Source organism: Cyclobacterium sp. 1_MG-2023 (genome assembly GCF_030546805.1).
In the GTDB taxonomy this organism is placed as follows: domain Bacteria; phylum Bacteroidota; class Bacteroidia; order Cytophagales; family Cyclobacteriaceae; genus Cyclobacterium.
In genome coordinates this window covers 503,854-526,900 of sequence record NZ_JAUOPC010000004.1, presented here as the reverse complement: position 1 = coordinate 526,900, position 23,047 = coordinate 503,854, and the positions used below count along the sequence as shown (strand labels likewise).

Here is a 23,047-nt window from a genome sequence, read left to right as displayed (position 1 = left end):
GTTTACCCTGAAATTTCTCAGGGTTCAACACTGCATTCAGACTAGGCTGTTCCAGCCGTCAGAATGCTTAGTTATTGCAGGTAGTTTTCTTTTTTTATTCAATCAATGCAGGGTCAATCATTATCAAATTTCCCCAAGAATTTAATAGTTCGTCTGTCGATTTTATTAACTCTCTTATTAGGAGAACTAAAATCGAAATATCATGTATTTGCCATACATCTTCTGTATTGGCTTTTTGATAAAATCTCTTAGCCATAAAATTTCCATTAATGATTTTAATTGTTCTTTGAAATTTCATTATCGAAGTTATTTTGTCTAAATCATTGTAAACAATCAGTAATGGATGTCTTGTGATTTCTTCTAATTCCTTTCCATGTCTATCCCAATTATTGTGTACATCAATTTCTTTTGGATTTGATGCTTTTATACACTCTTCAATCTTCTTATCTGGAAATTCAAGAATTTCAAATAATTCATTTATGAATATTCTTTCCTTTTTCAAACCAACGATTTCATTTAATTGCCTGAATACATTAAATATAATTTGGTCTATTTTAGGTTTAAATATTTCAAATATTGTGTCTCGCTTGTTCTGATGAGATAATACTAATTGAAAGGCATATTTAAGGGTGTCTTTGATTTTGCTTTCTTGTTTTGTCTTTTTCTCAGGAGTATGCATTTTGGGAAGGTGATAGGTTGTAATTCTCTTTTGCTTTATATCAAAAGGTAATTTATCTATTTCACCATAAGCAGAATTAAACAAGCAAATTACATTTTCAGAGCCAAGACACTTCATTGCATATCCAAGTTCAAACATAACATTGGAATTTGGAAAATTCCTTTCCTTTTCATCTTTACAAACAGTAGTAATGTCTGCAATTAATAAGTTGGCTTGGTCAATTTTATGAAGTATTGATTGAACTATATCAGGTATTCCAGGAAGTTCACGAGTTGCTTGGTCTAAAATTAACTTTTGCTGAATTTCTTCATTAAATTCAGAAATGACTTCTTCTAAAATCTTTTCAATGAACTTTCTATTTGTATCATGGGAAAGATTGTCTTGCCATGAGTAGAATATCAGTTTTTCGTTCATTGTTTTTTATTTTTTTAATTACCTGCAACGTGATTCAGCTTGGAGACGGCGGGCATTTGGAAACGTTCTCTTCCCACTTACTCCGAACTTCTTTAAGATACTGAACTTTATATTTACTCTTAACCGCCCGCTGTATCCAAGGTGATGTTATGGACTGTTTTCAATTAACTGCCTTTCAAAGAAGTAAAAATACCTGACGATGTTTTCATATTTTCCTTCAAATAATCCATCAATTATTGAAATTTTTAACCCATTTGGATACTCCACAATCATATTAAATCTTGGAGAACCTGGAGGGTTTGAAAATTTATCTTCAGGATAATCCACAATCTTAACAACATCTAGCAGGTCATTTATTTCTTCAATTATTCTATGATTCAATTTAAAACTCTTTTCTCCTTCTATTTCTGTGTATGCTTTTCCATTGTATTTGACTGTTCCATCTGAAAAAATGTATACTTCAAAAATCGGACAAGTACCATGACATGGTTCAACTTCAAAGTAAAGCTTTTGGAAATTAATTTTTTGCTTTGATTCATATTTTTGGAATTGATAATCTAAATCATCAAATTTCAATGTCAATTCATTTTCCTTTTTCAGTTTTACATAGCAGGTATCATAGTCATATTCAAAATATTCATCTTTGTTGTCAACGATTAACATTTCATTTTTAACAGTGTACTCAAACAGACCTGGAGCATCATAAATAGGATGCATCATGACTGAATCCCTGAATAAAAGAATTTTATCATCGTTAAACCAAAACCCATTTAATTTTTGAGAAATATTTTCTTCTTCTCTTTTATTGCATGAAAGGAGAGTCAGAAAGAAAAATATGTAGAAGGGTTTCTTCATCGTTCTTGAAATAGTCCATAACGTAAAGAGTTTTAAACGCAATCTAGCCAAAAAAAATAACTATTTGAGGAGGAGTCCCTTAGATTGCGGTTAAAACTTAGTTGGACAGCCTGTCCCGTTTTTTTCGGGAAAACCGGGGGCCTGTCTATGGGCATTTATGTTTCGTTATTTGGGAGAGTTTGGGGTGTTTAGTACCAGGAACCCCTGTTTTGATCTCCCTAACCGATGACTTCTGGTTGTTTGGATACTGTAGGGGCAGTCCCTTCCCATTAACGCCCTGCTGCGTTTTGATTTGTAGCCATGATTTCAAAGAGCTTTGCTATTTGGGTTGATGTTATGGGTCTGTTCCTTTCCCCTCAGCAAGGCCATACATCATCTTTCCGGTTTCGCATCCCGGACACCTGAACGGGTCCTGACCCAGTATTTCCTCCAAAATTTCATAGGTCGACAATCCCTCATAAAAGGAAATGAATCTTGCCGCTTTCAGCAGCCTGAAACAGTCCTCCATTTTGGTCTTGCTGTTCGCCGATGACATGATCCCATAATACCTTATCTTGTAAAATCCGCTTGGAAGGACGTGTTGCATGAACCTGCGGGTGAATTCGGCACACGGAAGTTCCATGATTTTGGTTTTACGGTCCCGGTAATCCTTCCACCTGAACTTTACCGTGCCGTCTTCGACGGACTGTATCCGGCTGTTGCTGATGGCCACCCTGTGGGTGTACCTGCCCAGATAGCTAACTACCTGGTTGGTACCTTTGAACGTTTTTTTGATATAGACATGCCAGGACTTCGAATAAGCTTCCTTTTTTACAAGCTCCGGGGTGGCGTACATCCCTTTCTGTTTTTCAGGTATCCTGAGCTGGTCTGACCGCAAGGCATGAAAGAGATTTTCCATGAATACCCCCCTGAATATACCTGAGAGGGCTTTCACTGGCACAAAAAACTTTTTGTTCGCAGCTACCCATTCCATGTTGTCGGGGTCGGGCCCTCCGGCAGGCACCAGCATGTGGATATGGGGGTGGTAATTGAGTGCCTGTCCCCAAGTATGGAGTACCGACAGGCAGCCACTGTCCACCCCCAGGAAGGCGGGGTTCGATGCTGCCTTCTTCACCGCAAGGGCCGATGCGGCAAAGAGCATGCCGTAGCATTCCCGCTGGTTGAGATAGAACAGGGGCTTGAGGAATTTCGGTATGGTGAACACGACGTGAAAATACCTAACTGGGAGCAGCCTACACTGCAGCTTTTCCACCCATAAAAGCTGCCTGACATACTGGCACTTGGGACAGTGGCGGTTACGGCAGCTGTTGTAACTTACCCTGCTTTTGCCACAGGTGTCGCAGGTGAGGGTATGGCTGCCCATTTTTGCAGTTCTGCAGTCCAGAATGTCATTGTAGGCCTTCGCCTGGTCGGCGCATAGCCTCCCTCTTCCCAAAAAGTTTTCCTTTTGGGAACCCAGAATATCGGAAAGCTCCGCCCCGCAGTTCCTGCTGTTGGCCGTTTCCATCACAGCTTATCCAGGGGACTTTTGATCTTCGAGGGATCGAAGTTGGTTACATGCAGGTAAACCGAGGTCGTTTTCAGGGATCTATGCCCCAAGAGTTCTTGGATCACCCTAATGTTGGTGCCCTGCTCAAGAAGATGTGTGGCAAATGTATGCCGGAGTGTATGGAAAGTGGCATCCTTCTTTACCTTGCTTTGCAGAAGGATCTTTTTGAACAGATCCTGGACACTCCTTTTGCTGTATGCCTTACCTGCCGTACGACCTTCGAAAAGATAGGTTTTGGGACGGTAGTACTTGTAATACTCTCGTAGCTTTTCCAACAGTTCCATGGAAAGGAGAGTATACCTATCCTTGTTTCCCTTGCCTCCGCGGACTCTCAACTGCATCCTGTTGCTGTCGATATCGCCAAACTTAAGGCCAATCACCTCACCAAGCCTCAGGCCGGAGCCATAGGTGAGAGCAACCAGGCAATAGTGTTTTCTGTTTATAATACCGTCGAGGATATGGGATATCTCCTCTTGTGAAAAGACGACCGGAAGAGGTTTAGGACGTCTGGGCCGTTTGATCTTTACCGGGTTCCAGTCTCTGCCGAGAACGTCCCTAAAAAGAATTTTGAACGCACTGATAGTCTGGTTTACGCTCGAGGCCGACAGGTTTTTTGTCTCAATCTTGTGAGAAAGGTACTCTTTTAGCTCGGATAGGCTGATCTGGTCGGGACTTTTTTCAAAATGGCCGGAAACTAGTGATACTTGGGAAATGTAATTTTGGATACTTCTGGGAGAGTAGTTTCTGATCTGCATCTCCTGAAACATCTGCTGACGTAGGCTTTTTTTTCCATGATAAGTAAAGTTTAAAAGTTAAACATGGAATAAAAATAACCTATATACCTGAAAATAAGAGAATTAATATAGGAAAAGTAAAAAACTACCGACGTAGGAGGTTTTGTTCAACTTGTTTATATGTGCAGTTTTATTGCACAATATATCCGTATTTGGTTGAAATTGTGTAGTTTTATTACCTTTTATATTTAGATTGCCTCCTTTGAAATTCCGAAGGATTAATAGCTATGTTTTTCTTACCAATCCATATCAAAACCGTAATCTGAAGGGTCGATGTTCCACTTCTCCAGCAAACCTCTGGCGGCCCTTAAATCATATTGGCTGCGGTCCAATTCTCCGGCATTGTCTACCATGGCAATGACCGCATCCAGGCTGGTTTTGGACTTATCTTCTATGCTGTCAATTACATTTAGCGCATGGGTTCTGGCAAAGGAATTGGGTGTCATCAATACCTCGGCCAACGCTTGCAAGGCTTTTTCTTTGGCTCCCAAGCCATACAATGCCTCAGCCGCTACAGATTTAACATTCGGAGAGGAATCATTTAAGGCTTTCTCCAATGCACCCAAAGCCGGCCTGGCCTTTTCACCCAAAATCAATAGCCCGGTAGCTCCCCAATACCGCTCAGCAGCTTCGGCTGAATTCAGCAAGTCCATCAATTGATCAAGGTCTTCTTCTTTGGCTGTTGAGGCCAAATTGGCGGCTTCTATCAATTGCTCCAAATTGATATCGGAGTTGCGCATATAATCATAGGCAGTAGTGCCTTCCGTTCTGTCTATCAACTCCGCTTCAGGAATAAATCCGGTATCATTGATTTCCAACATCCAATCTTTAGCCGCTCCACGCATCCGCTCCAATACCTCACGGTATTCGGGATCATTGGCCAGATTATTTACTTCCCATGGATCATTTTCCGTATCATACAATTCTTCCGCAGGCTTGGTCTTCCAAAAAGCCGATTGAATGGGGTTTAACTCTCCGGCTTTAAAAGCAGCTTGCCAGGACCTAATCGATGGTGCCCTGAATAAGTATTCTAAATATTGCCCATAAACCCTGTAAGGAATATAGTTACGGATATACCTGAATTTTTGGTCACGTACTGCCCTACTCATGTCATAGCGCTCATCCATTCTTCCGCGAAACATAAATACATATTCAGGATCCGGCGTTTTCTTCTTTCCCAAAAAGGCTTTGCCCTGCAGGTAGTCAGGAATATCTGTTCCAATAATGCTTAAGAGTGTAGGAAATAAATCCACGAAACTGATCATTCGATCTACTTTATCACCAGGTTTTTCGGCAGGAAACAAGTGCTTGTATTTTTCAGGGATTCGCACAATAAATGGCACGCGAGTACCGGTTTCATACACATAGCGCTTGCTCCTGGCCAATACCCCACCATGATCGCCATAATAAAAAACAATGGTGTTCTCCGCTTCTCCACTCTCTTCCAATTCCTGAAGGATTTCACCAATCTTTTGGTCCATGTCTTCCACCTTGTCGTAATACTGGGCCCAATCGTGGCGCATTTCAGGGGTGTCGGGATGGTAAGGAGGTAAAGTTACTTCCTCCGGACTATGCCTAAGTTCTTCATTTGGAATCGACTTATGAATGGAGCTCTCATGAGAAATGGTGGTATTGAATACAGCGAAAAAAGGCTTCCCTTCAGGCCTGTTTTTGTAATGTGCTTTTTTACTGGACTCATCCCAAATATTTACATTTTGCTCGGGGTTGATATTGTAGTCCTCCTTGACGTTATTGCTGGTATAATAGCCTGCTTCCCGCAACAATTGCGGGTAAAATTTCACCTTATCCGATTTGTCATAATAACTCCTCATGTGCTGATTTCCTCCCGAAATGGCATAAATCCCGGTCAATATTGTGTTTCTGGCCGGGGCGCAGACCGGTACGTTTGCATAGGCATGGGTATAAAGAAATCCCTCTGCTGCCAAGGCATCCATATTGGGTGTGGTGGCAAATTCATCTCCATAGCATCCGGCGAAGGGACTGTTGTCTTCACTAGTGATCCATAATATATTGGGTAGAGGTAATTCTTCTTCAGACTTTGCACATCCAAAAAATAACAAGAGTGTAAGAAAATATAAAGTATGTTTCATTTTGGGTTTTACTATTTATTATCGTGAAAACATAAATAAACTCATTTTTTTTGAATTTTTTAGTGGATAAACTAAAAACCAAAAAATTATTAACAAAATAGGTGGGTATAATTCTATTCACCCTCCCATGTCTACATTTTGAACCCCTTTTCTATAGGAGGCAATACCTAGTCAATAAATTTGACCTATGACATGGAGCCAAAAAATCAAATAGCTTTTTCTATCAACCTGGTTTCCAAATTTTTGAATGAATTAAAACGTGTATTTTTCTTTATTTTAGCCGGTAAATACAGGTCAAAAAACTTAAAACCCTACCCTTATTCTTAGCAGTCAAAGGTTTTGATAAACTAGCCACAACACTGTTAACCTAATTTATTAAGGGTATTTATATTGGTAAAGAAGTCTAAAAGCTTTAAAAACAATCGCCCGATATTTTACTAACTGTATCCTCGATCGTAATCCTTCCAACAAGGGATTGAACCTTCCTCATTTCCTTATAAAATTCAAATAAAACCTTATTTTTTTATGGCATTTCTTTATTAAAAAGAAATAAAATTTTTTTATATTGTATCAAATATGATAAGGTTTATGTCTACAATCCATAAAGGGCTTACAGTTACCGTTACGCTACATGAAGATAAACTGACAGATGTCAATGGCCAATTGTTTCAGTTTCGAAATGAGCTAAAGACCAACAGGGAACAATTTGAGAAGGCATTGCCCGGTACCTTTTTTATCAGCTGGTTAACCTTGCCCCCACAAGTTTACGAGGAACAGGAACAACTTCCCGCTAGGATTATCCTAATGACAAGCTATGTTGGGGATAAAAACCAACATATCGAAGAGCTTGTTGCATTTTTGGAGCCAAAGTTAAAACAGGTTTTTGGCGAAAGTGATGAGTTTCCAATAACCTATTCAGGGAAATCAGAAATGATAGCATTTCTACACGATAAATCTGTACCCAACACTTTTTATAGCGGTTTTAAATTTATCAGCACTGCAGATGTGGAAAGGGAAAAAGACCTTAAAGCTGCAGTATGGGAATATGCCCAACAAATGAACACAGACCTGGAGGCTTCCCAACTGCCGCCTTCTAAAATAAAACAGAAAATTGAGTATTATATAGCGAATAACCCCAAACTCAGCTGGGCTGTTGCCGGTATTCCATATGCCCAAAAAAACAAAATACAGATGCTACTTCCCCTTGTCATTTTCGGACTGGTAATGGCATGCTCCATTGTTTGTATTCTCCTTAGTTTTTTTGTTGATGCCTTATTTGTAAAGGTCATGGCTTGGGTTTTCCCATTGTTTCTTCTTTTTATGGGGGGAATGTTAGTCCTGCTTCGGCAAAATGAAAAAAAACCACATATTCCGGGGAAAGAACTGTCAGATGAAGAAGTAAGAAAGATCGTTGCCTTGGAAACCAATCCGGTTATAAATGAAATGACAGTAATTGCTCCTTTGAAAAAAGGCTGGATCAGGCGGGCTTTTTTATCTGTAAGTTTAAAATTGGTGGGACTACTGGCCTACTTCACCTATATCCCCACCGTCCATACTGCCCGCTGGTTGCAACTAGACAAGGGAAAAAGATTGGTTTTTATCGCCAATTTCGACAACCTTTCTGAGGCTTATGCCCATGATTTTGTCGACAGTGAAAGAAGAACAAAGAACATGGCCGTAATTTTTAGTCATGCCTTTGGATTTCCCGCCACCCGCTGGTTGATTCACAAACAGTACAACCACCGCTCTGAATACATGAAAGGGGTCAGGGCTCACCAAAAAATCACACAATTTTGGTACAGCCGAAACCAGTATGAAAGTGTAGAAAACCTCAAAAGAAATAGGGCTTTCCGAGAAGGCCTGTTTAAAGAAATGGATGAAGAAGCAATAAAAAAATGGCTATTAACGATTTGAACCTATGACATTGGAAAAAAAAGACATTCAGGGGCTTATGGTTCGTGGTCATGGAAACCTAAAAAGCGCACGATTTTTACTCTACACCTGCTCAGACCCTACCTCCTCCTGTGATTTCTTAAAGGAGATAGTCCCATTGATCACAAATGCTGAAGAAAAACCTGAAAAGGAGGCCATACACATCGCTTTTACTTATGAAGGGCTTTCCTTTCTTCAATTACCGGCTCCCCTTTTAAATAGCTTTTGCAGGGAATTTAAGGAAGGCATGACAGCCGAACAACGAAGAGCTGTACTGGGTGATATAGGAGACAATGACCCGGATAATTGGGATTGGGGCCAGGATAGCATACATTTTTTATTGATGGTCTATGCCAAAGATCAGGAGCAGTTGGATAAAAGCATGCTTCGAATAAAAGAACAAACAGACCGCTGTGGCATTGAATTAATCCATACCCTTCCTACAGGCCTTCTACAGCATCAAAAGGAACACTTTGGGTTTAGGGACGATATTTCCAGACCTGTTATTCGGGAATTGTTGAAGGAAACACCTCCTGAAAACCTTTTCACCTTTCCTGCCGGAGAATTTATCATGGGCTATAAAAACCTCTATGATGAATATGCTCCTGCTCCCTATGTTCCTTTTGAGTTGGATACCACAGGACTGTTGCCGGTGCATCCGGATTACCCGGAGAGAAAGGATTTGGGTAAGAATGGCAGCTATTTGGTCTTCAGGCAAATGCATCAAAATGTCCATAGCTTCTGGAAATACATGAAAGAGCAAACCGGAGAGAAAGGAGAAGCCATCAAACTGGCCAGTAAAATGGTGGGCAGGTGGCCGGATGGTTCTCCACTGGCGCGCTGCCCCATGGCCCCTGATCCGGCGCTATCCGAGTCCAACGATTTTGGCTATTGGGACGATGACCAAGCCGGACTAAAATGCCCATTGGGTGCCCATATCAGAAGGTCCAATCCCAGGGATCACTTGGTGACCGAAACAAGTAAAAAAGACTCTTCCGAAATGGCTGCCAAACACCAATTGCTACGAAAAGGCAGACCATATGGCCCCCCTGTTACTCCGGAACTTGACCCGCAAAACATCATGGATTCCACAGAAGATGAACAGGAACGAGGCCTGCATTTTATTTGTATGGTAACAGACATCAGAAGGCAATTTGAATTTGTTCAGAACAACTGGGTGAGCTTTCACAAGTTTGGAGGTTTGGAAAATGATGCCGACCCCATCATCGGAAACCACTACGATACCGGGCAATACAAAACCAATGAGTTTAGTGTTCCCCACTACCCCATTAGGAAAAAGTACAGCAATCTTCCCAATTTCACCTTAATTAAAGGTGGAGCCTATTTCTTTTTTCCGGGGATCAAAGCCCTACAATATATCGCAAACCATGAGTGAAAACCAATATACCAAAGAGGAAAAAGAGATTCAAGACTTGATCCGGACAATGAAGGATTACTTGGACAAGGAATACCGGAATGGTAAGAAACTTAGAAATTTCCACCCCAAAATGCATGGGCTTTTAAAAGGTACCTTAAGCATAGCAGAGGATTTACCGGAAGAGTTAAGGCAAGGGCTCTTTAAAGAGGCAAGAAGCTATGAGGCTTGGATCAGGCTTTCAAACGCTCCCCCTAAAATAAAATCAGACAAACCGGCCTCGGGAAGAGGCTTGGCCATCAAGGTCATGGGGGTTGAGGGAGAAACAATTGAGCCGGACCCCATGGGAGTGCCCACACAAAATTTTTTATTGACCACCAGTCCAATTCTGTCAGCCTGGAATATCTCTTTGTACGCAAAAGCCATAAAAGCTGTGCTGTTCGGCCTCTGGGAACAAGTCAAGTTTGCCCTTAATCCTTCGCATTGGAGAAGTATTTACCTGACCTTCAAGTACAGTAAAAAGCACGACAACCTGCTCTCACAAACCTATTTTTCCGGTGGAGCTTTTAAATTTGGTCCTAGCTTGTATGTTAAATTTGTTTTGACCCCATTGGAACCCAATTTGGGTTATACCCTCAATGAAGAGAAAGGAGATGATTTTTTAAAATCCCAATTAATAAAAGACTGTGAAACCAGGCCTCATGGGTTTACCTTAAATGTGCAAATTCACAAAAACGACCAAGAACAGCCATTGGAAAATACTTCCATTGCCTGGAAAGCTCCCTTAATACCCGTAGCCACTCTACATATTCCCCAGCAATCTTTTGACTGTGAGGGCCGAATAGAAATGGGAGAAACACTGGAGTTTTCTCCTTGGATGGGGTTAAAGGATCACGAACCTGTTGGCGGTATCAATCGAGCAAGACGAAGGGTTTACAAAGAATTGGCGGCCTATCGAAAAGAGAGTTGATTCCATCCCCTAAAATTTCTCAATTGGCCACAAACAAATACCACACTCATTTTCAATCGCTTGCAAATATCAAATCGTTTTGGTATTTTAGTTGATAACATTCCATCAATGGAGGTATTCATTACCTTTTTGATCTTTTGTTGCGCTATTTTTTTGATCAATGCAGTTTTGAGACCCAATAATAAGTCCTGCCATGAAAGAGACTTGCTTATCTTTGCTCTTTGCCTATCTGCTTGTTTTTTCCAGCGCAGCCCAAGTTCCAATTGTTCCGGTACCTACCTCTGGATTGCTCAACCGATCTCCGACAAGTTCCTTGATAAGTGAGCCAATACCCTTCAAGGAAGAGATACAGCAAATTCATTCCTTACAAAAAACTTACGATTCTCTCAATCAGGACATCCAAAAATTCAAGACAAGTAAAATAGACAGTACCCAAAGGGACAGTCTGGTAAATGGTTTAAAGAATCGAGGCCTAAAAATCATCGAACAGGAGAAAACCATACTTCTCAGCTTAAGCTCCGAAGCTAGCCCCTCAAGTCAAAATTTAAAGCATACCTGTACTTACCTTTTAAGTCAGGTAGAAAAGTCAAAAACAGCCTTGGAACAAGCCCAAGATATGGCTACCATAGAAGAAATTATCGGGCAAAATGAGGAAAACCTGAAAGCAATATTCAATGAACAGCTAATGCCCGAGCTTAAACAAAAACTAGGGGGAACCCTCAATGAGCAGATAAAATCTCCCGGTAAAGGCATTATGGATTATTATGGTAATGGAGCAGTGAAAGAATTGGCTCGTGAAAAAATAAGTCCCAGACTTACCCTAACCAAAGCCCAATCATTGGTCAAAGAACAACCCAAGGGCATTTCAAATGAATACTTGCAAAGCATCGGAAATGACTATAGCAAAATAAGCATGGATTCTTTGGGGAATATCCAAGTAGCGGAGGCGGAAAAAACAATTGAAAAATTTAACCTTAAGGAAGCTAATCATTTGAAAAATGCTCCATTCTTAGAACGTACAGATTTATACCTCTGGTACGATCCCTTGACATCATTTGCTGAGGGGTTATTTGTAGATCTGGGCATCAAATACAGTATCAGCAGTCAGTGGCATACTTTTGCAGGAATAAATATCAAGCGACAATTTAAAAATCAAATCGGGCCAACAAGTACAGGGGAAGGGATAAAAGGAGGATTGCATTTTAGTCTGGGAAATTGGTTCCTTCAGGGGGAGTTGGCCAGAAGCAGGATAAGTTTGGTCTATGCACCGGGTTTTGAAAGCAAAAATTTTGATGGTTCCATTTGGTTATCAGGTTTAGGGCTTGGCCGAACCATTCCAATGGGAAAAAAGCTTCAATCCATAGTTTTGCTGACCTATGATCCCCTATTTAAAGCAAATCGCGGCCTCTCAACTTCCAGGTTTCAATTTAGAATTGGCTTTGAGTTAAAGCAACTAAAAAAAATCACGCAAGAAATCCCCAAAAACCTGATTCCCTCAAATCCCCGCCCAAACGCTACTTCCAAAATATTGGATTGACCAAAGACTTTTAAATCCGTCATTCCGAGACTTTGCAGGGGCTTTGTGTAGAGAAAGCCGAAGGAATCTCAAAATGGCGAGACTGCCGCACCTTTGCCGCACTACCGGCCCGCTTTAAAGGTTCTCAGTGACTGCAAGTCATTTCGAGAATTATCATTTTGAAAATGCAGAAACCAAGTTGACAATATCCAATGCAGCACTCCAGAGTGCAATCTTTGTATTTTATTTTCGATTTTCATATACATTTTCAATTAAAAAGACCATTTTTTACTTTTTTGCTGCAGGCCCAAAAAGTAAACAAAAAAGCCCGCCGCTGAGTATCTTTTCGACTAAAATTTAAGGCCTCCCGCACACAGGCAAACTCCTTAGTTTTTGGTGTTAATATTAGCATTGCTTTTTAATAATTACTAAACCAAAAACTTCGTCAAACAGTGCCTGTACTCTTGCCATCACTTCTTAAATTTCTTAACGCCGAAAATCTACAAGGCGGAAAATATTATCGTCATTCCGAGACTTTGCAGAGGCCTCGCGAAGAGAAAGTCGAAGGAATCTCACAATGGAATGAGGTTTGACTCCTTTCCATACACAACAACTCTCCAAAAAGGGTTCGCAATAACGGTACATCATTCTTAGAATTAGCATTTTAAAAACGCAGCAATCATGATGACAGAGTTCAATTAAAAAGACCATTTTTTACTTTTTTGCTGCAGGCCCAAAAAGTAAACAAAAAAGCCCGCCGCTGAGTATCTTTTCGACTAAAATTTAAGGCCTCCCGCACACAGGCAAACTCCTCTTTTTTGGTGTTAATATTGCCGTTGCTTTTTAATGATTACTAAACCAAAAACTTCGTCAAACAGTGCCTGTGCTCTTGCCATCACTTCTTAAATTTCTTAACGCCGATAATCTACAAGGCGGAAAATAATTTTCTATAAGACCAAAACTCGATTCAGTTTTATGAAAAAATCGTCATTCCAAGAATTAACATTTTAAAAATGCAGAAACCAATTTGACAATACTCAATACAGCACTCCAGCGGAGTGCTGTATTGGTAGCTCCGGGTAAGTCGACGCAGGAGATGCGACCCGGGGTGTAAATGAATTGGCTTTTAAGGGCATTAGCCGACAGTAAGCTCAATAGTGAAACCGGCTTTTCCCTAATGCCAGTGGCCTCTTGCGCCCGGTTTTAAAGCTATCAGCGATAGGCTAAGAAAGGGATTTTAACAGAACGTGACAAAGCCATTACGAAGTTGATATTAGTGACGGTTGCGAAAAAAAATCCCCCTTTGTCCCCCTTTGAAAAAAGGGGGATTTTGAGCTTTCAGCAATGTAGTGACTTTTGCTGATCGTGGGATAGAATCCCTTGGAAAAACTGCTAGCCCCGAAGGAGGGATTACCACAGCCTTTCTCTACGCAACAACTCTCCAAAAAGGGTTCGTATGACGGTACATCAGTTTTTGTAGAGACTATTTTAATTACCCTGGGGTTATTAGCGTTTGTTTTCGATAAGATTTTGTCAGCATTGTTGCAGAAAAAAAGCAACAATACCGCCAAAATCAAGATGTACATATAACTCATTTCCAGAGGGTTGATACCCTCGGCTACAAAAATGACACTCCTACGGAGTTTGGGAGGCGTTGAAGTCGGTGTTTTCTATATTGGTTTTGGATGGTTTTTATCTCTGTTTCTCCTAAAAATAGGCTGGAATACGGGCGAAAATGCTTGTTTTCATTCCCTAGGTAGATGTGTTTTGTAGGCAAGAAATGTCACTTTATTTGTCAAATCAAGGTTGTGTGTTTTATTTATTGCAAATCTTTTAATTTGGGTTGATATTAGAAGTGTTGAATTAATGAAAATAAAATTAATTAGCATTTCCAATAATTATAATGTAAAAAAATGCTTTAAACGTTGCCATAATTTTAATATACAAATCTTTTCATTACCTTTGACATATCAAACAAAGACAAAAGATCTTTGGGTAGTGAAGGAAAGCTTTATTACTGATATATACTGTAGGATGATGAAACTGGCAGACATGCCCTCCTGTCTCGGGGGTGGAGATCACAGGATAAAGAAAATAGCGAGCTCGTATTTTTCCTAACTGCTCCGTGGAGGTTCGACTCCTTCTCCTACAGCAGGTTATTTTGGGTTTATTGTTAATTGACTAAAGCTATGAGATTTTATTTCATAGCTTTTTTTGTTTTACAGAGCTCTAAGTAATTTCACCTATTTACCGAGGGCATGCGCCTACTGCTATAATATTTTCACCTTTTTGGGTTTGAGGTTCTGCGTGAATAATATGAACTGAGTTCGCCTAAATAATTTTGAAAAAATCGTCCTTCCATCAATTAACATTTTAAATATGCAGAATCCAAGTTGACAGTATTCAATTAAAAAGATCATTATTACTTTTTTGCTGTAGGTCAAAAAAGTAAGCAAAAAACCCCACCGCTGAGTATCTTTTCGACTAAAATTTAAGGCCTCCCGCACACAGGCAAACTCCTCGTTTTTGGTGTTAATATTGCCGTTGCTTTTTAATGATTACTAAACCAAAAACTTCGTCAAACAGTGCCTGTGCCCTTGCCATCGCTTCTTAAATTTCTTAACGCCGAAAATCTACAAGGCGGAAAATAAATTTCTATAAGGCCAGAACTCGATTCAGTTTTATGAAAAATTCCTCATTCCAAGAATTAACTTTATTATGGTCCAAAACCAAGTTGACAATACCTAATCCAACACTCCAGAGGAGTGCAATCTTTGTAGCTCTGGGTAAGCCGACGCAGGAGGCGCCACCCAGGATATTAAGGAAATGGCTTTTTAGGGCATTAGCCAACAGTAAGCTCAATAGTGAAACCGGCTTTTCGCTAATGCCGGTGGCTCCTTGCCTTAAAGAGGGATTTTAACAGGACGTGACAAAGCCATTATGAAATTGATATTAGTGACGGTTTCGGAAAAAATCCCCCTTTATCCCTCTTTAAAAAAAGGGGGATTTACCTTATCTGTCTTTCCTGTATCTATTTCAGTAAAGTAACTGCTTGATTAAATAAACCTAATTTTACCAATAAGTATAAAATCGAACTGAAGTTAATCGAAAGAAGCCCAAAGGGCTTCAATAACAATAACCACGGGTGAAACCCGTGGACGGCCAATTCCACACCTATTCCTCAACCCTAATAGTGGGTTGAACAATACTCCTCATCACAAGCCTAATCCTATCATAGGTTTCAGCAATTAAGTATTAAAGCTACTTTAAAGGAGTCCCGACATTTGAAAACAATAAACTAACCAAACACTCCGAATAGAAATTATGAATCCTGAATCCGTTCCAAAAATGCATTTTTGAAAGTATCTCCGCCAAAAAAGGCCTGCTGCACCTCCCAATCTTTAAATCTAGGAAAAGCTTTTTCAACCCTTGCTCTGTACCAGGGCTCTACGGAAAGCCCCCAATGTGGTATGGCTCCGAAATCCAACAATTCCCTTTCTAAACGCCTAAATAACGGTAGGCTGCCGGTTACTCCTTTCACACTTACTAATTCAATCATACAGGTATCGTGCTGATTCATCATGGATAGATGGGCATCACATTGTTTGACAAATCGCAATGAAAAAGGAGCAGCCAATAAGTGATGGTAGACCTGAGCCTCTTCACAAACCTTAATGATCAAATCTACTGCCTCAAAAACCCGCTCCAATGGAAAACCGAATTCTACGGCATAGCCATAAAATTTTAACTCTCCCAAGCCCTGATCCAACACAAAACGACAGTCGTCCTCAAAACCTCCCCCTTCATCGCCGCTGTGGTCGATCAATCGATGAATGGAGTTATTGGTCATGGCAGGAATGGACTGGTGGTTTTTATTGAATACCCAGGGAGAAAGCCTTCCGGAAATGGCTATTCCTGATATAAATGAAGAAATATAATTTCTCTCCCTCCCTGCCTGTTTCCTATTGGATTTTTCACAATAGTTTCTGGTGGTTACCAAACATTTTCTTTTTTTCCCCTCTTCAGTTTCTGCAGTAAGGTCACAATAGGGGTTGATCAACACCTCAAAATGTCTGTGTTGATTAATGAAATGATGTAAATCCTCTTTTTGCATCTCTGCTTTAAGCTCCTCCCAATTGTACCTTTTCCGTTCCTCATACAGCCGGTAATTGGGTTGGGCTTCCAGAATCATGGAGAAAACAATCCCGATAGATCCTATACCAACCATAACCGCATTGAACTTTTCATCGTCCTGAATCAATTCTATGCCATATTTTTTTACTTCTTGGTCCTTATTAAATGCCTCCGGATCTGTAATCCCATCCGTAGGTTCTACGCGATAGATCTTGCCTCCTTTACCCACAATGGTCATTGACTTGGCAAAAGCTGATACCGGACCAATCCCTATGCCTGAACCATGAGTAGAGGTGGCAATTGCTCCGGTAATGGACTGTATGCTGGACCCTCCCTGGTTGATCAAAGCAAAGCCATGATAGGTCAAGGCTTCTATTAGGTGCCTGATCTTGGTTCCACCTCCTGTTTCGAAAAGGTAGTGCTTTTCCAAAGACTTTTTATTGCCATAATTCACTTCTACATCGAACCCCTCCTTATATTCCTCTTTTATCCATTCTTTGGCAGGCCGTTGGGTCATGTTCATGTTTTGGGTGCAAACCAAGAAATCTTCACATTGAGCCACTGCCGTCAAAGCATGACCGGAACCTACGGCTCGGACTTTTCTATTTTCTTTTTCGGCATTTTTCACCAATTCACTTACCTCCGACAAACCTTGGTAATCATACCTATTGCAGGTTTCAGCCTTCGGAGAAAAGTTTTTATAATCCCCGTCTCCGGGCACAAAAAATCGCAATGGTTCAGAGAAATGGTTGCCATACCAATTGCCCCACTTTTGCCGATGAGGCTTGTCCTTGTCAAAGAAATCATCCTTGGTCAATTCTTTATCGAGCGATAAAAACACACGCTCATGGTCTACCATATTTTTATTCAATTGGGATTCAATCAGCCTCCTTACGAATCTGGGCGTCACCATAAAATTAATGACACTCACCCAGCGATTTCTCTTTGTCCTGGAACAATGATGGGTAAGCGTATCATCCAGCACCTCTATATGTGTTGGTACGTTCTTTCGATTAAATATCACCTGAACAAATAAGCCAAAAAGTACCCATGAAACTACTGTGTTACCTTTCTTCCAGGTGATAAATTTTGTTAATGCGGACATGTATCTAATCTTATATTTTAAAAATCCTTAAACAACTACCTAATTTATCGAAAATATTAAAAACACACATGATTTACCCTTTATTAATTTCAAATTCTGTCTTTCCATGAATGAAGGCTTAGTAAAGACTTCTTGCTTTACATAGGTTATTCAATATCTTTGTGACCATATTGTATGCACGGGGTGCTGGATTTTAATCTGGCTGAGATAATACCCGAAACCTGATTTGGATAATGCCAACGTAGGGATGCAAGCCAGATTTCCTTTTGTGATTTGAAGCTACATTCCACTGGTTTTATCCGGTCGAATGTTTTTTTTTAAAATGAATGACAAAATGGAAATAGAAAAACAAAAAATGGGGCTGATCCCACAGCAACAAAGAAACTGGCAAAATAGACCTGAGTGGTTCTTCAACAGAGACCATACCGATACTTATGAACTTTGGTATGAGGGCAGGTATAAAAGAGCCGAAGTTTGGCAGAAAAAAGTAATGGAACAGCTGGTTACCAAAGACAAAAGGGTAAAAACCCTATTGGAATTTGGCTGTGGCACCACAAGGTTTACAAGATGGTGGAAAGAAATAGGCATTGAGTCCACCGGAGGAGACATCTCCCCTTTGATGTTATCACAAGCCATTCATTTGTTTGACGGCGACTTGGTGATGGCAGATTCACACCATATGCCTTTCAAAGACCATACTTTTGATTCCTTGGCCTTTATTACCACTTTCGAATACTACAAAGATCCGGTCAAGGTAATCCGTGAAGCAGCAAGGGTTGGAAAATACGGTATAGCCATGGGGATGATGAACAAAAACTCTCCCAAAGTTCTCCGACGTAGGGTTCAGCAAGCATTCGGTAAGAATCCTTTTTATGTTACAGCTACATTTTACACCCCAAAACATCTTATCAAAATCATCGAAGAAGCATTGGAAGGGCGAGACTACACCATCACCTGGTCTTGCACCGGCTTGCCTAAGTGGTTTCCTGTCCAGCAATGGAACATGCCCTACGGGGATTTCTTTGGTCTTTATGTTCAGTTCAATGATGTCAAATAAATGAGTCAAAAACCAGGGAAGATTGATGAACATTTGTTGGGTAATTTTATTACCTCACATTGTGGAAAACCCAATGAAAATGTTCGGGTAAAACCCGGCTTTGGAATTGATGTTTCTGTGGTGGCCTTGGCCGGAGACCAAGGCATGGCACTCACTAGTGATCCACTTTCCTTGATCCCTAGCTTGGGTTTACAAGAATCAGCCTGGCTATCGGTTCACCTGATGGCCAATGACATGTCCACCACTGGCTTCGCACCTCAATTTGGTCAGTTTGTTTTGAATTTACCTGCTACTTTTAGTCAGGAGGATTTTAAAGTGTATTGGCAATACATTCATGAGTATTGCACTGCGCTGGGAGTGAACATTACAGGAGGACATACCGGTTTTGTTGAGGGACAAAATTCCACCATTGCCGGAGGAGGAACCTTTATAAGTATTGCACCACTGGAACAAATTTTAACCAGTACCAAAGCCCGGGCCGGAGACAGTTTATTGCTAACCAAGGGCGCTGCTATTTCCTCTGCTGCTATTCTGGGCATGTGCTTTCCCCAAACCGTTTCCAACAAACTTGGGAAAGAAATTTGCCTGCAAGCAGCAGCCTCATTTTACCAAACTAGCTCTTTGAAAGATGCGCTGGTGGCTAGAGGTGAACCTGAGAACAAAGCTGTCACGGCCATGCATGATGTAACGGAAGGTGGCGTTTTGGGAGCTGTTTACGAAATGGCCACAGCAGCCAATTGTGGTGCAGTAATAGAAGAACAATTGATCCCTGTCGGCGAAGTTCAAAAGGCTGTTTGTCAACTTTTCGAATTGAATCCAAATCACTGCATAGGGGCAGGAGCCATGTTGATCGCTTGCAAAAAAGATAAAGTTCAAGAAATCATTGACCGGTTGGATACGGAAAATATTCCTTGTGCTGAAATTGGCCGGCTGACTGATGCAGGGCAAGGTATTTTGCTTCAAAAGGAAGACAAACTTACCCCTTTACCCTATCAATCTGTCGATCCTTATTGGGATGCATTTTATGAAGCGTATAAAAAAGGATGGAAATGAAAAAATTAAACTTGAAAGCAGAAAAAGGGATTTATCTGGTGATTGATCCATCAGACAAAACTGAAGACGAGCTATTTTCCATATTAGAGCAGTTATTTACCTTCCCACTTATTGCCGTTCAAATTTGGGATCATTTTGGAGAAAAGCAGGATGCGGTGGCATTTACCAACAAAGTAGTCAATATGGCTGCAGCTTATGATTTTCCAATATTGGTAAATAACCGATGGGATTTGCTGAAGCTGAGCCATGCTGATGGTATTCATTTGGACAGCATACCGGTAAATCTATCCAGAATCCCTGAATTTGCTCAAAAGAAATATTTGGTAGGATTGACTGTAAATAACGACCTAAATCTGATCCATCAGGCAGACAGCCTGGGCTTCGATTATGTTTCTTTTTGCTCCGTCTACCCTACATCCACCACACAACATTGTGACTTGGTTAGTTTCGACTCCATTAGGAAAGCTGCTGAAATTACTGCCCTACCTGTATTTTTAGCAGGAGGAATTAAGACCAAGCACCTAAATGAGTTGCATGCACTCCCCTATTCGGGAATTGCCATCATATCCGGGGTGATGCAAAATAAAAACCCAGTGATGGCCCTTCAAAATTATTTTAATTCAATTCAAAAGAATCAATCATGAGATTATCCACTATAAATAAACTATGTTGTCCATTTGATAAAGCCGATTTAACGCTTACAACGATAACAGAAGACACCGAGAAGCGCGTTTTAGAAGGCTGGCTCCATTGCACTCAATGTAAAAGGATTTACCCAATTGTAAAAGGTTTGCCTATAATGAACCCTGATGAGTACAGAGAGCTTTCTTTAGAAAAACCATTGCTAGAGAAATGGAGCAAACACCTGGAGGGAAAAACGGTAAGCAATTTCAGATTGACCGAAGGAGAGCAAGCAGCAGAGTAGTCATAACCTCAAGTTGAGTAATACATTCATTGTGCCCATACTCCTTCCCAAAATCAAATATAGATGGAAGATATTTGGGTCAGTTGAAACCAACCAAAAGCCGGAATAGTCTAAACTGTTCCGGCTTTTTTGTGCTAAAGCAAGGCTTCTAAGGTGTTTTTCTGAATGGTTAATGTGACTTTGACCTGAGAGGCTATGGATTTCCCTTATATCCTCAGCTTGTTCTGGTTTACTTTTAGGAAAGGTTTTTTCAGGAAGAGGAACAACTACTATATATTCCGGGTTACCATTTGTTATCCCTCTTAAAGTTGATTTACTTCACTATTAGAATTGGCACCAAAAATTTAAAGGCCACAGTTTACCACAATAATCTTTATCGTTTATTCTAACTTAATTTCTATATTGAAGCGGACAAAGATTCCTTTCATAGTAATTTATGCGATTAAAAAGACCTAGAATTCGGCGAAAGATTTTATTTACCCTTGAAAGGCAGTTGGTGAAGGGTGCCCAGTACCAATTGCTGGTCGTAGCTGCTTTGATAGGTATGATTTCAATCATTGGTGGCTTGTTGGTCGTTCCTACCAATAGCCCTAGCCAAACCTTAGGTGAAGCCATCTGGTGGGCCTTTTTAAGGCTCACCGATCCCGGTTATTTGGGAGACGATCAAGGAAATTGGCGGCGTTTTATTTCCACCTTATTAACCCTTGCCGGCTATGTTATTTTTCTAGGCTCTCTGGTTGCGATCATTACCACATGGATGAACAGAAAAATCAGGCACTTGGAACAGGGGCTAACACCTGTGACAGCCAATAATCACTTGGTCATATTGGGATGGTCTAATCGGACCATTCATATTGCAGCAGAAATTTTTCAGTCTTCGGCAAGCTTAAAGAGGCTTTTTGACAAGTTAAATATTAAAAAATTACAACTGATTATTCTTTCTGAGGAGGTGAGTCCTTTTCAAATGCAGGAACTCAAGGACAACCCCATGATTGGCCGAAGGGCGCATGAAATAATTTTAAGGACAGGAATGGCCATTGACAGGGAACATTTGCGGAGAGTAGATGCATTGAATGCCTCTGTAATCATTATTCCCAGTCTGGCCTATGACCGAAAGGAATTGATCAATCCGGACATTGAAACCATTAAATGTTTGCTTTCCCTGAATGCTGAAGCTAGAAAATTTAACATTAGCAAGCTTCCTTATGTGGTGGCAGAAATTCAGGATGACAATAAAATCAATGCTGCCTACAGGTCATACAGTGGCCCTCTTGAGGTTGTTGGTAGCAATGCGATCATCAGTCGATTGATGGCACAAAACATTCGCCACCCGGGACTTTCTCAGGTTTACAATGAGTTATTAGCCCAATTGACAAAAAACAATATTTTCACAAAGGCATTTCCTGAAACCGTAAACCACTCCTTTGGTACCGTCAAAAAGGCTTTTTCCAAAGCCATCGTATTGGGAATAGTAAGGGAGGAGAAAGGGCGCTTTCTGCCTAATTTAAATCCGGACAGAAAGCAACTAATAGAGGAAGGAGATCAGCTGATATTAATCACCCAGGACTTCTCTGACCTGGAACCGGATTTGGAAACGCTGGAGAAAAGCAGTTTACCCTTTTCTGAAAAAAAACCATTGCTTGTGGAAGAGCAAACAGGTGTCATCAGAATATTGATTTTGGGCTGGAATGAACATGTTCCCTCGCTAATCAAAGAATTGACAACCTACGAAGATGAAACCTATTTTATTAGACTTGTTTCTTTGAAACCACTTCAAGACAGAAAAAAGGATTTTGGTATTGTCAGTGAGCTTCCGGATAGAATTGAGATTGATCATATAGTGGCAGACTATGTAAGAGAGTCTGTGATCAAAAGAATTGAAGCTGAAACTTTTGATCATATATTAATGCTAAGTAGCGATCGTATGGAGGAAGAGGAAGAAGCAGATGCAAGAACAATGGTAGGCTTTGTACTCTTGGAAGAAGTTTTGGAAAGATCAGTAAAAAACCCCTCCATCTTATTGGAGTTGGCAGATCCAAGCAACGAATCCCTCTTAAAACCATTCCAAAGTGAAGTGATCATTAGCCCCTTGGTCTTAAGTCACCTTCTGGCAGGTATCGCCATACAAAGGGAGCTTTATAGCATTTACAATGAGCTCTTCACAGTGGGAGGTCCGGAAATGATTTTTCGTAAAATTGAGGAATACGCTATCGACGATTCTACGGCCTCTTTTTCTGAATTAGAGGCCCATGCTGAGTCACATGGTGAAACAGCTTTGGGAGTTTTCATAGAAAGAGCCAATGGCAAAGAACTTTTATTGAACCCTGCAAAAGAAATAGTATTGAACCTATCAGAAGTGGACAGTCTGGTTATCCTCACTACAGTTTACTAATGGAATAGCGTTGATAATTTAATTCAATTCAACATCTACTAGACAAAGAATATAGACTGAAATCTTATGTTCTTTGTCTCAACATCATTATCTATTAAACCCATATTATGCAATTAGATTCCTGATGCCTTTCTTTATTTTTTTAGGGAGTAATGTAATCGCAAGAAAGGAGGTTATTGCAAGACA

15 protein-coding genes and 1 riboswitch are annotated in these 23,047 nt (G+C 40.5%); of the genes, 9 read left to right on the top strand and 6 right to left on the bottom strand.

Annotated elements, in window-relative coordinates:
• Positions 1-94: 94 nt before the first annotated feature.
• The 5 genes from Q4534_RS08735 to Q4534_RS08715 form a co-directional block, all read right to left on the bottom strand.
• Positions 95-1,093 (bottom strand): TIR domain-containing protein, encoded by a 999-nt coding sequence (locus Q4534_RS08735; protein WP_303612787.1) that lies wholly within the window; start codon positions 1,091-1,093, stop codon positions 95-97.
• Positions 1,094-1,240: 147 nt separating this feature from the next.
• Positions 1,241-1,948, bottom strand: coding sequence for a DUF6438 domain-containing protein (locus Q4534_RS08730; protein WP_303612786.1), 708 nt, complete (start codon positions 1,946-1,948; stop codon positions 1,241-1,243).
• A 334-nt stretch (positions 1,949-2,282) separates the two neighbouring features.
• A complete protein-coding gene (locus tag Q4534_RS08725; RefSeq protein WP_303612785.1) occupies positions 2,283-3,455 on the bottom strand; it encodes an IS91 family transposase in 1,173 nt (390 codons plus the stop codon).
• Complete coding sequence (locus Q4534_RS08720; protein WP_303612784.1) at positions 3,455-4,264, bottom strand: site-specific integrase; 810 nt, start codon at positions 4,262-4,264, stop codon at positions 3,455-3,457. The genes Q4534_RS08725 and Q4534_RS08720 overlap by 1 nt, the downstream gene beginning before the upstream one ends.
• Before the next feature lie 263 nt (positions 4,265-4,527).
• On the bottom strand, positions 4,528-6,402 hold the full coding sequence (locus Q4534_RS08715; RefSeq protein ID WP_303612783.1) for a sulfatase-like hydrolase/transferase: 1,875 nt from the start codon (positions 6,400-6,402) through the stop codon (positions 4,528-4,530).
• 588 nt (positions 6,403-6,990) lie between these two features.
• Between Q4534_RS08715 and Q4534_RS08710 the strand changes: the two genes are divergently transcribed.
• The 4 genes from Q4534_RS08710 to Q4534_RS08695 all read left to right on the top strand — a co-directional run bounded on the left by Q4534_RS08710 (position 6,991) and on the right by Q4534_RS08695 (position 12,216).
• Positions 6,991-8,316, top strand: a complete 1,326-nt coding sequence (locus Q4534_RS08710) for a peroxidase (RefSeq protein ID WP_303612782.1) — start codon at positions 6,991-6,993, stop codon at positions 8,314-8,316.
• Between the two features lie 4 nt (positions 8,317-8,320).
• Positions 8,321-9,730, top strand: a complete 1,410-nt coding sequence (locus Q4534_RS08705; RefSeq protein ID WP_303612781.1) for a peroxidase — start codon at positions 8,321-8,323, stop codon at positions 9,728-9,730.
• The gene (locus tag Q4534_RS08700) at positions 9,723-10,679 is read left to right on the top strand and encodes a catalase (protein ID WP_303612780.1); all 957 of its coding nucleotides are present in this window, start codon (positions 9,723-9,725) and stop codon (positions 10,677-10,679) included. Before Q4534_RS08705 ends, Q4534_RS08700 begins: the two co-directional genes overlap by 8 nt.
• 193 nt (positions 10,680-10,872) lie before the next feature.
• Positions 10,873-12,216, top strand: a complete 1,344-nt coding sequence (locus tag Q4534_RS08695) for a hypothetical protein (protein WP_303612779.1) — start codon at positions 10,873-10,875, stop codon at positions 12,214-12,216.
• A gap of 3,301 nt (positions 12,217-15,517) precedes the next feature.
• Here the strand turns inward: Q4534_RS08695 and Q4534_RS08690 are convergent.
• The gene (locus tag Q4534_RS08690; protein ID WP_303612778.1) at positions 15,518-17,434 is read right to left on the bottom strand and encodes a D-arabinono-1,4-lactone oxidase; all 1,917 of its coding nucleotides are present in this window, start codon (positions 17,432-17,434) and stop codon (positions 15,518-15,520) included.
• Between the two features lie 169 nt (positions 17,435-17,603).
• Positions 17,604-17,699: riboswitch (TPP riboswitch) on the top strand.
• Positions 17,700-17,768: 69 nt separating this feature from the next.
• Between Q4534_RS08690 and Q4534_RS08685 the strand changes: the two genes are divergently transcribed.
• The 5 genes from Q4534_RS08685 to Q4534_RS08665 all read left to right on the top strand — a co-directional run bounded on the left by Q4534_RS08685 (position 17,769) and on the right by Q4534_RS08665 (position 22,861).
• Positions 17,769-18,491, top strand: coding sequence for a class I SAM-dependent methyltransferase (locus Q4534_RS08685; RefSeq protein ID WP_303612777.1), 723 nt, complete (start codon positions 17,769-17,771; stop codon positions 18,489-18,491).
• The gene (locus tag Q4534_RS08680) at positions 18,492-19,544 is read left to right on the top strand and encodes an AIR synthase family protein (RefSeq protein WP_303612776.1); all 1,053 of its coding nucleotides are present in this window, start codon (positions 18,492-18,494) and stop codon (positions 19,542-19,544) included.
• Positions 19,541-20,188, top strand: coding sequence for a thiamine phosphate synthase (locus Q4534_RS08675; protein ID WP_303612775.1), 648 nt, complete (start codon positions 19,541-19,543; stop codon positions 20,186-20,188). Before Q4534_RS08680 ends, Q4534_RS08675 begins: the two co-directional genes overlap by 4 nt.
• Positions 20,185-20,469, top strand: a complete 285-nt coding sequence (locus Q4534_RS08670) for a Trm112 family protein (protein ID WP_303612774.1) — start codon at positions 20,185-20,187, stop codon at positions 20,467-20,469. The genes Q4534_RS08675 and Q4534_RS08670 overlap by 4 nt, the downstream gene beginning before the upstream one ends.
• A gap of 436 nt (positions 20,470-20,905) precedes the next feature.
• Positions 20,906-22,861, top strand: coding sequence for a CASTOR/POLLUX-related putative ion channel (locus Q4534_RS08665; protein WP_303612773.1), 1,956 nt, complete (start codon positions 20,906-20,908; stop codon positions 22,859-22,861).
• Positions 22,862-23,047: the final 186 nt, after the last annotated feature.

Coding starts and splice junctions, on each gene's coding strand:
- Q4534_RS08735 (WP_303612787.1), bottom strand. CDS start 1,093: ATGAACGAAAAACTGATATTCTACTCATGGCAAGACAATCTTTCCCAT.
- Q4534_RS08730 (WP_303612786.1), bottom strand. CDS start 1,948: ATGAAGAAACCCTTCTACATATTTTTCTTTCTGACTCTCCTTTCATGC.
- Q4534_RS08725 (WP_303612785.1), bottom strand. CDS start 3,455: ATGGAAACGGCCAACAGCAGGAACTGCGGGGCGGAGCTTTCCGATATT.
- Q4534_RS08720 (WP_303612784.1), bottom strand. CDS start 4,264: ATGTTTCAGGAGATGCAGATCAGAAACTACTCTCCCAGAAGTATCCAA.
- Q4534_RS08715 (WP_303612783.1), bottom strand. CDS start 6,402: ATGAAACATACTTTATATTTTCTTACACTCTTGTTATTTTTTGGATGT.
- Q4534_RS08710 (WP_303612782.1), top strand. CDS start 6,991: ATGTCTACAATCCATAAAGGGCTTACAGTTACCGTTACGCTACATGAA.
- Q4534_RS08705 (WP_303612781.1), top strand. CDS start 8,321: ATGACATTGGAAAAAAAAGACATTCAGGGGCTTATGGTTCGTGGTCAT.
- Q4534_RS08700 (WP_303612780.1), top strand. CDS start 9,723: ATGAGTGAAAACCAATATACCAAAGAGGAAAAAGAGATTCAAGACTTG.
- Q4534_RS08695 (WP_303612779.1), top strand. CDS start 10,873: ATGAAAGAGACTTGCTTATCTTTGCTCTTTGCCTATCTGCTTGTTTTT.
- Q4534_RS08690 (WP_303612778.1), bottom strand. CDS start 17,434: ATGTCCGCATTAACAAAATTTATCACCTGGAAGAAAGGTAACACAGTA.
- Q4534_RS08685 (WP_303612777.1), top strand. CDS start 17,769: ATGGAAATAGAAAAACAAAAAATGGGGCTGATCCCACAGCAACAAAGA.
- Q4534_RS08680 (WP_303612776.1), top strand. CDS start 18,492: ATGAGTCAAAAACCAGGGAAGATTGATGAACATTTGTTGGGTAATTTT.
- Q4534_RS08675 (WP_303612775.1), top strand. CDS start 19,541: ATGAAAAAATTAAACTTGAAAGCAGAAAAAGGGATTTATCTGGTGATT.
- Q4534_RS08670 (WP_303612774.1), top strand. CDS start 20,185: ATGAGATTATCCACTATAAATAAACTATGTTGTCCATTTGATAAAGCC.
- Q4534_RS08665 (WP_303612773.1), top strand. CDS start 20,906: ATGCGATTAAAAAGACCTAGAATTCGGCGAAAGATTTTATTTACCCTT.